Source organism: Bradyrhizobium sp. USDA 4538 (assembly GCF_024171045.1).
Classification (GTDB): domain Bacteria; phylum Pseudomonadota; class Alphaproteobacteria; order Rhizobiales; family Xanthobacteraceae; genus Bradyrhizobium; species Bradyrhizobium australafricanum.
The window spans coordinates 5,560,421-5,572,446 of the sequence record NZ_JALJZE010000001.1 but is presented as its reverse complement, the minus strand read 5'-3'; the positions used below and the strand labels follow the sequence as shown (position 1 = coordinate 5,572,446).

The following is a 12,026-nucleotide window of genomic DNA, read 5'->3' as shown; positions in this document are numbered from 1 at the left end:
TCCCGGCCATCCACGTCTTCTTTTGCCTGGATATCAAGACGTGGATGCCCGGGACAAGCCCGGGCATGACGAGTGTCCGCAGCTATAGCCCCGCCAGATAGTCCACCAGTGCGGCAAGGTCGTCGGGCGACGTTGCCAGCATCAGGTCGGACATGCCGGGATTGTTGCCGCGCGCGCGGGTGCGGAAATCGGCGATGGTCTTGGCGAGGTAATCCCGTCCCATGCCGGCAAGCCGCGGCACCGTGCCGTCGCCCTGGAAGCGATCGAGATGGCAGGCCGGGCAGCCGACCGAGCGGCTGGCGCTGACCGCCTTCTCCGCCACGTCCTTGGGCGCGCGCGGCTGGCCGAGGTCAGGCCACGGCTTCTGCGAAAAATATTCCGCAATCGCCAGCATGTCGTCGCGCTCGAACTGCGCCGCGATCGGCTGCATGATCTCGCTCTTGCGATCGCCGCGCTTGAAATCGCGCAGTTGGATGTAGAGATAGCCGGCCTGCTGGCCCCAAATCGTCGGAATGGTCTTGTCGACGGGCTTGCCGCTCTCGCCGTGGCAGCCGGCGCAGACTTGCGCCTTCTCTTCGATCGTCTCCGCGCGCGCCTGTGACGCAACCAGCAACAGCGCGGCGCCGCAAATCATCAATCTACCGAACATTGGCTCATCCTGAGGCGCAGTATCGGTCCACCTCCGTCATTGCGAGGAGCTCGCGACAAAATTGCAAAGCAATTTTGCGCTGGAGCGACGAAGCAATCCATGCTTCCACAAACGCGGCACAATGGATTGCTTCGCTTCGCTCGCAATGACGTGGCTGGACCTTTTATCCGTAGAAAACAGAAGCGGGACCGAACCGGTCCCGCCTCGCCGTCAATGTTTGCACGCGTGATGATGCATCAGGCCCGGCTCAGTCGAGCGTGAAGGCGATGATGTTGTTGCCACGCTTGTAGTCGAGCTGGGTGTTACCGCCCGCGCCGACCACGATATATTGCTTGCCGCCGACCATGTAGCTCGACGGCGGCGCGTTGACGCCGGCGCCGGCGCGGAAGCTCCACAGCTCCTTGCCGTTCGACGAATTGTAGGCCGCGAACTTGCCGTTGCCTTCGCCGGTGAAGACCAGGCCGCCGGCGGTGGCGAGGATGCCGCCGATCATCGGCTCGGGCGTGTTGACCTGCCATTTGATCTTGCCGTTGTTGTAGTTCACCGCGGTGATGTTGCCTGCCTGCTTCTCGCCCGGGATCACCTTGAAGGCGCCGCCCAGCCAAAGCTTACCGTTCGGATAGGCCGAGCTTTCGACGTGGTAGGTCATCGGCTGGTGCAGATTGATCGCGTAGGCCAGCTCCTGTCCCGGATCGGTTGCGATCGGCGACCATTCGACGCCGCCATTGGCTCCGGGCAACATGCGCGCGCCTTCCTTGGTCGGCAGCACCCACATGTTCTCCTGCGGCACCATCGCCTCGGAGAAGCGGATCAGGCTGCAATCCTTGCGATCGTGCACATAGATGTGCCCGGTCTTGCCGGCATGGATGACGCCGGGAATCGTCTTGCCGCTCTTGTCCTTGACGTTGACCAGCACCGTCGGGCTGACCGCGTCGAGGTCCCAGACGTCATGGGCGATGTACTGGAAGTGGCAGACATACTTGCCGGTGTCGAGATCGAGCGAGACCAGCGAATTGGTGTAGAGGTTGTCGCCGGGCCGGTTCGACCCGTCGAGGTCGGGCGACGGGTTGCCGACGACGAAGTAGATCCGGTTGGTCGCGAGATCGACCGACGGGTTCTGCCACACGCCGCCACCGAGCTTGGCATAGGGATCGCCGATCTTGGCGAGCATGTCCTTCTCGGCCTGGATATTGCGATGCATGTCACGGCCGGTGGCATCCTTGGTCGCCCAGACACCGACGGAGTTCTCCGGAATGGTGTGGAAATTCCAGAGCTGCTTGCCGGTCTTGGCGTCATAGGCGCGCACGAAGCCGCGGATGCCGTATTCGCCGCCATTGGTTCCGATCAGCACCTTGTCCTTAACCACGGTCGGCGCCATCGTCTCGCTGTAGCCGAGCTCGGGATCGGCGATGTTGGTGGTCCAGACCACCTCGCCGGTCTTGGCATTCAGCGCCATCAGCTTGGAATCAAGCGTCGCCAGATAGACCCGGTCGCCGAGCACCTGGACGCCGCGATTGTTGGGACCGCAGCAATAAACCGTGATCGGGCCCATCTTGTGGGCGTAGTGCCAGAGCTGCTGACCGGTCTTGGCGTCGAGCGCATAGACATGGCTGAACGACGTCGTGACAAACATCACGCCATCGACGACGATCGGAGATGTCTCAAGCGATTCCTTGACGTCGGTCTGGAAGATCCATGCGACGTGCAGGTCCTTCACATTGTCCCGGCTGATCTGCTTGCCCGGATAGAATCGCGTCTGGGCATAGTTGCCGTTGGTGAGCAGGAAATCCCTGCTGTTCTTGTCGGCGGCGTTGAGCTGCTCCTGGGTCACCGGAGAAACATTGGCGTTGCCGAGGACCGACTGCTTCTCCTGCTTGACTTCCTGCGCGATGGCGGCGCCCGACAACAGGCCAACGCCGAGCGCGGCGGCGAATGCCGCAATCCCTCTCACATACATATCTTCCCCCGTTATTTCTTGGTTGCAATATTAGGGATGCGTGTCTGCTACTTCCCTTCGAGGCCCGGTCGCCCTGGCGAGCCCGCAACCCGTTGCATGGCCTGGTTGCGCTGCAATAGACGATCAAAAAAGACGACGACAGGTATCGATGGATGGGTTCCATGTTAGCGCGGTCTTTCACAAAGACAACCGATGCGCTCCATGCGAAGCCGAAGCAGCATGACTTCGCACGATCGAAATGCAGCGATCGCGGGTTGGCATCAAATCCGAGCGATATCGGGTGCTTCGGACGCCTTCACGCATCGCCGGGCAGATTTGCCTTCGCAGGCGCAGCACGCAAAATGAGACTAAGCGTCAAGCGACGGCATCGCGCGGGACGCCGCGCCGGCTGAGGCCCTGCATGGCTTACCAATAGTCGGCCGGCAACTCCCGGCTGCGCGGCGGATCGGCGCCGGGCCGCGTGCAGGTGAAAGCGGCGCATTTGCAGGCAAAGGACAACGCACGGGTCAGCTCGGCTGCGGAGACGTCGCGCAACTGCGGCTGCGCGATCCGGTCCAACCGATGCAACGCGGCGAGCAGCGCCGCCTGAAAGCTGTCGCCGGCGCCGATCGTATCGACGACGTTGACCACCGGCGCTTCGGCCGCGATCGGTCCTGCCTTGCGATGCCAGGCGCAAGCGCCATCATTGCCGCGCGTAATGACGACGAGCGATGCGCCGCCCGACAGCAGCGTCTCGGCCCGCGCAGCATGGGCCTCGTCACCGAACAGATAGGCGAAGTCGACGTCGGACATCTTTACGATGTCGGCCTTGCCGCAGAACGCCAGCATGCGCGCGCGATAGGCGTCCTTGTCCTTGACGAGGTTCGGTCGGCAGTTCGGATCGAGCGAGATCGTCACGTTCGGCCGCGCATCCTCGATCAAGGCCAGCGTCTCCGCCGCACCCTTGTCATGGACCAGCGTGGTCGAGCCGGTATGCACGCAGGTGACGCCGTCAAGCGCGACCGCATCGCGCCGATAGGTCCAGTTCCGCGACGCGGTGTCGGCGTCGTAGAAGGCGTATTGCGTCTCGGTGCCGGTGACGCGCGCAAAGGCCAGCGTGGCTTGGCGATTGCTCCGCGTGGCGCGACGAAGATCGACGCCGGACGCCGCGGCATGATCGGCGATCATCCTGCCGAAGGTGTCGGTCGAGATGCCGCCGACAAAGCCGGTGGGAACATAGAGCCGGGCGCTGCCGATCGCGATGTTGAGGCAGGAGCCGCCGACGGCGGGCGTCAAGGCCTCACGTCCATCCGCCGTCTTCGACGGCAGGAAATCGATCAGCGCATCTCCGCAACTCAGCAGCATGGGGCAAACCTTACGTCGGCGCTTCGCCGGGCGCCCGCCTCATCGCCTCGCGGCTGTCGCGCTCAAGCTCTCGCAGCATCTTGTGCACGCCGCGCTTCTTGCGGTGGAACTCGGCGAGCTCCGGCCTGGTCGGCTCGCTCAACCGCCCGAGCGCCGACATGCCGGCCATCGCCGCATTGATCGAGTTGTGCGCACCGCTGGCGACCGCGCCCAGCATCGCGGCGCCGAGCAAGACGGGTTCTTGGGTCTCCGGCAGTGCCACCGTGTAGCCTGTCGTGTCGGCCATGATCTGGCGCACCAGGGGGCTGCGGCTCGCGCCGCCGCCGATCACGATGGTCTTGCCTTTGACGCCATGCGCCTGCAAGGCGTCGATGACGTCGGCAAGGCCATAGGCCAGCCCGCACAGGCCGGCGATGAACAGCCGCTCCAGCGCCGACACGTCGGTGTCGAGATCGAGCCCCGCGATCACCGCGCGCGAGCCGGGATCGGCATAGGGCGAACGGTTGCCGAGGAACTCAGGCAGAACGTGAACGTTGCGCGCGAGCAACGCCGCAGCACAGGCATTGCCGCTGCGCGCCAGGATGCGCTTCTCGAGATATTCGATGACGTCGACGCCGTCGGTCTTCGCCGCGAGCGCAACCTCGGCATGCGCCGGATGCGACTTGAGCAGGTGATCGATCGCGGCGCCCGCCGCCGATTGGCCGCCCTCGTTCAGCCAGAAGCCCGGCACCATGCCTTCGAAATACGGACCCCAGACGCCGGGCACGAAGCAGGGATCGACCGTCGTCGCCATGATGCAGGCCGACGTTCCCATGATGTAGGCGAGCCGTTGGCAGACATCGACCTCGGCGCCGGAGCCATCGCGGCCGCCGATCGCGCCGACGCCGCCGGCATGGGCATCGATCAGGGAGGCACCGACCGCGGTTCCCGGCAGCAGGCCGAGATCGCGCGCGGCATCCTCGGACAGCCCCCGACCGAGCGGCGAGCCGGGCGGCACGATCTCGCTGCCGATCCGCCCAAAACGGTCGGCCGCGAGCGCCTCGAGCCCGACCCGCTTGAAAAAGGATTCGCTCCAGCCGCCCTCGCCGGCGACATAGGTCCATTTGCAGGTGATCGTGCAGGTCGAGCGCGCCAGCGAGCCGGACGCGCGGAACGACAGATAGTCGGCAAGATCGAAGAAATGCCCGGCGGCCTCGAAGGTCGCGGGCAGATGCCGCTTCAGCCAGAGGATCTTCGGGATCTCCATCTCCGGCGAGATGGCGCCGCCGACATAGCGCAGCACCTTGTCGCCGGTCACGTTGACGAATTCGGTTTCATCCATCGCGCGGTGATCCATCCAGACCACGACATTGCGCGCGGGATCGCCCGACGGGCTGACGGTGAGCGGCCGGCCCGCCCTGTCGAGCACGACCAGCGAACAGGTCGCGTCGAAGCCGATGCCTTTGACGTGTTCGGCGGCAACCGCAGCCTCCCGCATCGCACCGCGCGCGGAGGCGACGCAGGCCGCCCAGATGTCATCGGACGATTGCTCCACGATATCGCCGGGCTCGTGCCAGACCCGGATCGGATGCCGGGCCGACCCGAGCAGCTTCCCCGACTCGTCGAACACGCCCGCCCGGGCGCTGGTGCTGCCGACGTCCACCCCGATATAGGCTTGCCGCATGACCGCTCTATCTTCCGTTGAGCACAATCCCCGGGCGCAAGCCTACCAGCAAGTGTAGCCGCCATCGACCAGAACGATGCTTCCGGTCATCAGGCTCGCCGCCTCGGACGCCAGGAACAGCACCACGGAGGCGATCTCGTCAACCTGCCCCATCCGCGCCATCGGGGTTCCACCGATCCAGGCGTCGTACATTCTGGGGCTGTTCTTCACGAAGGCGTTCAGCGGCGTCTCGATATAGGTCGGCGCCACGGCGTTCACGCGAACCCCGCGCGCGCCCCATTCGGCGGCGAGCGATTTCGTCAGGTGATGCACCGCGGCCTTGGAGGCGTTGTAGAAGCACTGTTCCTGCGGCTTGTTGACGATGAAGCCGGACATCGAGCCGACATTGACGATGGTGCCGGATTTCGCCTTCAGCATGTGATTGCCGAAGGCGCGACAGCACCAGAAGGTGCCGTTCAGGTTGACGTCGATGACGTTGAGCCAGTGCTCGTCGGTCACGGTCTCGGCCGGCGTCTCGCTGCGGGCGATGCCTGCATTGTTGACGAGAATGTCGACCTTGCCGTACTTGCCGACCAGTTCGTCGGCGACCGCAGCGACGCGACCGGAATCCGTCACGTCCATCAGCGCGATGTCGGCGTCAAAGCCCTTGGCCTTCAGCGCCGCCTGCGCGTCATTGGCAACCTTGGCGTCGCGATCGCCGATGATGACCTTGGCGCCGGCTTCGGCGAGCGCCTCGGCGCAGGCGAGCCCGATGCCCTGACCCGCGCCGGTGATGATGGCGGTCTTGCCGCCGAGCCTGAATTTTTCGAGATACATTTTCTTCTTCCTTAGCTTCTCTTTGAGCATGATCTGTTCGGAAAGCCGCTTCACGCTTTGCGCTAACGCGGCCCTCCGGGTCCGGATCATGCTCTACGCGTGAATCGATTTTCCGCTGTCGTCGAAACGGTGGATGCGCGCCGGATCCGGGATCAGCGACACCCGGTCGCCGGGATGCAGGTCAAGCTCGCCGACATAGCGCGCGGTCAGCATTCCCAGCGGTCCGGCGTCGACATAGAGGAAGGTGTCGCTGCCGAGATGCTCGGCGACCGAGACGGTGCCGTGCCAGCCGCCCTGCCCGTCGCGCTCGACCCTCAAATGCTCGGGCCGCACTCCGATGGTCGCGGCGCCCTGCTGCTTGGCGATCTCACCGGTGACGAAATTCATCTTCGGCGAGCCGATGAAGCCGGCGACGAACAGGTTGGCCGGCTTCTCATAGAGCTCGAGCGGCGAGCCGTATTGCTCGATCTTGCCGCCGTTCAGCACCACGATCTTGTCGGCCATGGTCATGGCCTCGACCTGGTCGTGGGTGACGTAGATCGCCGTGGTGCCGAGCTGCTTCTGCAACCGCGTCACCTCGAGCCGCATCTGCACGCGCAGCGCGGCGTCGAGATTGGACAGCGGCTCGTCGAACAGGAACGCCTTCGGCTCGCGCACGATGGCGCGCCCGATCGCGACGCGCTGGCGCTGGCCGCCGGAGAGCTCGCGCGGCTTGCGGTCGAGATAGGGCGTCAGATTGAGCGTCGCCGCGGCGGCCTCGACCTTGCGGTTGATCTCGTCCTTGGCGATGCCGGCCATCTTCAGGCCGAACGCGATGTTGCCGCGCACGCTCATATGCGGATAGAGCGCGTAGGACTGGAACACCATCGACAGCCCCCGCTTGGCCGGCGGCACGTCGACCACATTGCGTCCATCGATCAGGATAGCGCCGCCGGTGACATCCTCGAGCCCCGCGATCAGCCGCAGCAGCGTGGTCTTGCCGCAGCCGGACGGGCCGACGAAGACGACGAAGGAGCCGTCGGCGATGTCGAGGTCGGCGCCCTTGATGATGTGGACCGGCCCGAACGATTTTTGCACACCCTGCAGCGTAATCTGACCCATGGCAAAACGCCTTTCTGCTACTTGACCGCGCCGAAGGTCAGGCCGCGGACGAGCTGCCGCTGACTGAACCAGCCGAGCACGAGAATGGGCGCGATCGCGAGCGTCGACGCCGCCGACAATTTCGCCCAGAACAATCCTTCCGGGCTGGAATAGGACGCGATGAAGACGGTGAGCGGCGCGGCCTCGAGTGTCGACAGATTGAGGGTCCAGAACGCCTCGTTCCACGCCAGGATCAGATTGAGCAGCAACGTCGAGGCCAGCCCCGGCACCGCCATCGGCGTCAGCACATAGATCAGCTCGCGGCCGATCGTGGCGCCGTCCATCCGCGCCGCCTCGAGGATGTCCTTGGGGATCTCCTTGAAATAGGTGAACAGCATCCAGATCACGATCGGCAGATTGCCGAGGCACAGGATGAAGATCAGGCCGGAGCGAGTGTCGAGCAGGCCGAAGGTGCGGTAGATCAGATAGATCGGCACCAGCACGCCGACCGGCGGCATCATCTTGGTCGAGAGCATCCAGAGCAGCACGTCCTTGGTCCGCTTGGTCGGCGAGAACGCCATCGACCACGCCGCCGGGATCGCGATCAGCATCGCGATCAGCGTAGAGCCGCCGGCGATGATGATCGAATTGAGCGCATGGTGGAAATAGTCGCTGCGCTCCTGCACCGCGGCGTAGTTCTCGGTGGTCCAGTGGAAGAACAGGAACGAGGGCGGGATCGCGAACGCCTCGAGCTCGGTCTTGAAGCTCGCCAGCACCATCCAGAGGATCGGGAAGAAGATCAGGAAGCCGACCAGCCAGGCCGCCACCGTCGAAATGACCTTGCGCCGTGTCGTGACCATCCGCGCCATGACGTTACGCCTCCAGATTCCGGCCGACGATACGAACGAGGAAGAAGGCGACGATGTTGGCGAGCACCACCGCGACCAGGCCGCCCGCCGAGGCGCTGCCGACGTCGTACTGGATCAGCGCCTGCGAATAGATCAGGAAGGCGATGTTGGTGGTCTGCAGGCCGGGGCCGCCGCCGGTGGTGACGAAGATCTCCGCGAACACCGTGAGCAGGAAGATGGTCTCGATCAGGATCACCACGGTGATCGGGCGCGCCAGATGCGGCAGCGTGATGTAGATGAAGGTCGAGATCGCGCTCGCGCCGTCCATCTCGGCGGCCTCCTTCTGCTCCTCGTCGAGCGATTGCAGCGCGGTCAGCAGGATCAGGGTCGCGAACGGCAGCCATTGCCAGGAGATGATCAGGATCACCGAGAACAACGGCGCGTCGTTGAACCAGTCGATCGCCGGCAGCCCGAACAGATGCGCGATCCAGGCGAACAGGCCCGACACCGGATGCATCAACAGGTTCTTCCAGACCAGCGCGCTCACCGTCGGCATCACGAAGAACGGCGCTATCACCATCAGCCGGACGATCGATAGCCCGACCACCTGCTGGTCGAGCAGCAGCGCCAGCGGCACGCCGAGGATGATCGTGATCGCGAGCACCGAGCCGACCAGCACCAACGTGTTCTGCAACGAGGCGAGGAAGGCCGGATCGGTCAGGAAGTAGCGGAAATTCTCCAGCCCAACGAATGATTCAGAGCCGGGATCGAGCAGATTGTAATGCAGGGTCGCGAAATAGATCGTGAGCGCCAGCGGCACGATCATCCAGATGAACAGCAGCGCCACCGCGGGCGTGAGCAGCGTGCGTGCAAGCAGTTGGGTCTGCTGGGTCGCCATCCCCGCCTCCTTCTCAAGGAAAGGAGCGACCATCCCGCTGCGGGACAGGATGGTCGCAAGTGGCCCAGCTCGGGAGGTCTAAGCTGGTCGGGCGGCCAAGGCGGCTGTCGCGCCCCGGCTTTGTTTCAGGCGTGCTCTACTTGATGTAGCCCGCGCGCTTCATTTCGCGCTCGGTCACGGACTGCGCAGCGGTGAGCGCCGCATCGACGGTGGTCGAACCTGAGAGCGCCGCCGAGAACTGCTGGCCCACCTGGGTGCCGATACCCTGGAATTCAGGGATCGCCGCGTACTGCACGCCGACGTAAGGCACCGGCTTCACCGTCGGCTTGTTCGGATCGGCGGCATCGATCGAGGCCAAGGTCAGCTTGGCGAAGGGGGCGACCTTCAGATAGTCGGGGTTCTTGTACAGCGAGGTGCGCGTGCCCGGCGGCACGTTGGCCCAGCCTTCCTTCGCGGCGACGAGCTTGGTGTAATCCTTGCTGGTCGCCCAGGCGATGAACTTCTCGGCCGCCTCGACCTTCTTCGAACCGGCAGGAACCGCGAGACTCCATGCCCACAGCCAGTTGGCGTTCTTGCCGAGCCCGGTGTTCGGCGCCAGCGCAAAGCCGACCTTGTCGGCGACCGTGGATTCCTTCGGATTGCTGACGAACGACGCCGCCACGGTGGCATCGATCCACATCGCGCATTTGCCGGCGTTGAACAGCGCGAGGTTCTCGTTGAAGCCGTTGGAAGAGGCGCCGGGAGGGCCGGCCTGCTTCATCAGGTCGACATAGGTCGTCAGCGTCTTCTTCCATTCCGGCGAGGTGAATTGCGGCTCCCACTTCTCGTCGAACCAGCGCGCGCCGTAGGAATTGGCCATCGCGGTCAGGAACGCCATGTTCTCGCCCCAGCCGGCTTTGCCGCGCAGGCAGATGCCGTAGACGCCGGCGGACTTGTCGGTCAGCTTCTTGGCGGCGTCGACCACGAAGTCCCAGGTCGGGCTCTCCGGCATCTTCAGGCCGGCCTTGTCGAACAGGTCGGTGCGATACATCACCATCGAGCTCTCGCCGTAGAACGGCGCGGCGTAGAGCTTGCCGTCGACCGAGACCGCATCCTTGATCTTGGGCAAGAGGTCACCGACGTCGTAGTCGGCGCCGAGCTTGTCGAGCGGCACCAGCCAGTTCTTCTTGGCCCAGATCGGCACCTCATAGGTGCCGATGGTGAGCACGTCGAACTGGCCGCCCTTGGTGGCGATGTCGGTGGTCACGCGCTGGCGCAGCACGTTCTCCTCGAGCGTCACCCATTTGACGGTGATGTCGGGATTCTTCGCGGTGAATTCGCTGGTGAGCCCCTGCATGCGGATCATGTCGCCATTGTTGACGGTCGCCACCGTCAGCGTGGTCTGGGCGATCGAGGGGGCAGAGATCAAAACAGCAGCCGCGCCCGCAACGGCGCAAAGGACGTTTTTCAAGGTGACCTCCCTTATGTCACGTTGAGCATATGCCCACGTGTTGAGCGTATGTTCACTCTGTCGCCAAACTTTGTCAAGCGCGCGGGAGCGCCGTCCCGCGCGTTCGCGGGTTCCACTGCACGCTGGAATGGAGGTGTCTGCGGAGATGAAGAAGGGCGCTGAGACCCAGAAGGCAACTTGATTTGCGGCCACAGCGGGACTGCGCTCCCTCGCCCCGTTCTTACGGGGAGAGGGTTGGGGTGAGGGGCTCTTTCCGCGCATACGAAGCGGACGAATGCGCGGAGACTCCCCCTCACCCGGATCGCATCTCCGATGCGATCCGACCTCTCCCCGCAAGCGGGGCGAGGTGAAGTACGACTCGTGGCGCCTAACGATCCAGCACCGCGCGCGCGGTGGCCTCATCGGTGATGAGGCCGTTGATCACCCGGCCCCCCAATGCGGCCTTGATCGAGGGCACCTTGGCGCCGCCGACCGCCGCGGCGATCGTGGTCGCTTCCGCTGGGATCTGCGGCGGAATGCTGGTCAGGCGCTTGTTGGTGCCGCCCTTGATCAGGCGGCCCTTGGCGTCATAGGCCCAGCCCGTCACCTCGCCGACCGCGCCGAGCCGCATCATCTCCAGCAGCTCCTCGCGGGTGACGAAGCCGTCGACATGGACCTGGGCCTTCTGGTCCATCTGGCCGATGCCGATCAGCCGCAGATCGGCCTTGGCGGCGACCGCCCTCACCCGCGCGATCGGGTCGATGCGCACCATGCGGTTGCGCTCGTCCTCGCTCGACATCAGGAACGGCAGCGGCATCGGGTAATGCCGCGCGCCGGTGCGGTCGGCGAGCCGTCCCACTGTGTCGTAGAAGCTCGCCGAGCCGTCGGCGGAGATGTTGCCGACCAGCGAGACGATCTGGTGATCGGGCCGCTCGATCGGCGAGACCCGCTCGACCGCGGCGCGCACCGCGCGGCCGGTGCCGAGCGCCACGATCACGGGCGTCTCCGAGCGCAGCGTCGTCTCCAGCAGATTGGCGCTGCGCTCGGCGATCCCTGCATTGGACAGCGGCGCCGCCGGATCGGTCGGCACGACGTCGCAATGCACCAGATCGAACCGCGCCTTCAGCCGGGAGGCCAGCTCCATGCAGGCCGCGATGGGATGTTCGAGGCGAAACGTGATCAGCCGCTCCGCCAGGCACAGCGACACCAGGCGCTGCGCCGAGGCGCGCGACACCTGCAGCATTTTCGCAATCTCATCCTGGGTGTGGCCCGCGATGAAATACAGCCAGCCGGCGCGCGCCGCATCGTCGAGGCGAGACTTTTCGTTGTCGGGCGCAGCCAT

10 protein-coding genes are annotated in these 12,026 nt (G+C 64.8%); all 10 read right to left on the bottom strand.

Translation table 11 applies throughout. The features are described 5' to 3' along the window. Positions 1-82: 82 nt before the first annotated feature. Positions 83-649: a c-type cytochrome gene (locus J2R78_RS25210; RefSeq protein WP_253607238.1), complete on the bottom strand. Its 567-nt coding sequence runs from the start codon at positions 647-649 to the stop codon at positions 83-85. A 247-nt stretch (positions 650-896) separates the two neighbouring features. Further along, entirely contained in the window at positions 897-2,606 is a 1,710-nt protein-coding gene (locus tag J2R78_RS25205) for a PQQ-binding-like beta-propeller repeat protein (RefSeq protein WP_168855785.1), read from the bottom strand. Between the two features lie 405 nt (positions 2,607-3,011). Next, complete coding sequence (locus tag J2R78_RS25200) at positions 3,012-3,950, bottom strand: carbohydrate kinase (protein ID WP_253607237.1); 939 nt, start codon at positions 3,948-3,950, stop codon at positions 3,012-3,014. Positions 3,951-3,960: 10 nt separating this feature from the next. After that, entirely contained in the window at positions 3,961-5,613 is a 1,653-nt protein-coding gene (locus J2R78_RS25195; RefSeq protein WP_253607236.1) for an FGGY-family carbohydrate kinase, read from the bottom strand. Between the two features lie 42 nt (positions 5,614-5,655). Further along, positions 5,656-6,429 (bottom strand): SDR family NAD(P)-dependent oxidoreductase, encoded by a 774-nt coding sequence (locus tag J2R78_RS25190; protein WP_057019317.1) that lies wholly within the window; start codon positions 6,427-6,429, stop codon positions 5,656-5,658. A 93-nt stretch (positions 6,430-6,522) separates the two neighbouring features. Then, complete coding sequence (locus J2R78_RS25185) at positions 6,523-7,530, bottom strand: ABC transporter ATP-binding protein (protein WP_028352159.1); 1,008 nt, start codon at positions 7,528-7,530, stop codon at positions 6,523-6,525. A gap of 17 nt (positions 7,531-7,547) precedes the next feature. Further along, positions 7,548-8,378: a carbohydrate ABC transporter permease gene (locus tag J2R78_RS25180; RefSeq protein WP_253607235.1), complete on the bottom strand. Its 831-nt coding sequence runs from the start codon at positions 8,376-8,378 to the stop codon at positions 7,548-7,550. A 4-nt stretch (positions 8,379-8,382) separates the two neighbouring features. After that, positions 8,383-9,255: a carbohydrate ABC transporter permease gene (locus J2R78_RS25175; protein WP_024583852.1), complete on the bottom strand. Its 873-nt coding sequence runs from the start codon at positions 9,253-9,255 to the stop codon at positions 8,383-8,385. Between the two features lie 136 nt (positions 9,256-9,391). Further along, positions 9,392-10,705 carry a sugar ABC transporter substrate-binding protein gene (locus J2R78_RS25170; RefSeq protein ID WP_253607234.1) on the bottom strand — a complete coding sequence of 438 codons (1,314 nt, stop codon included), beginning with the start codon at positions 10,703-10,705 and terminating at the stop codon, positions 9,392-9,394. 367 nt (positions 10,706-11,072) lie between these two features. Further along, a complete protein-coding gene (locus J2R78_RS25165; protein ID WP_253607233.1) occupies positions 11,073-12,026 on the bottom strand; it encodes a sugar-binding transcriptional regulator in 954 nt (317 codons plus the stop codon).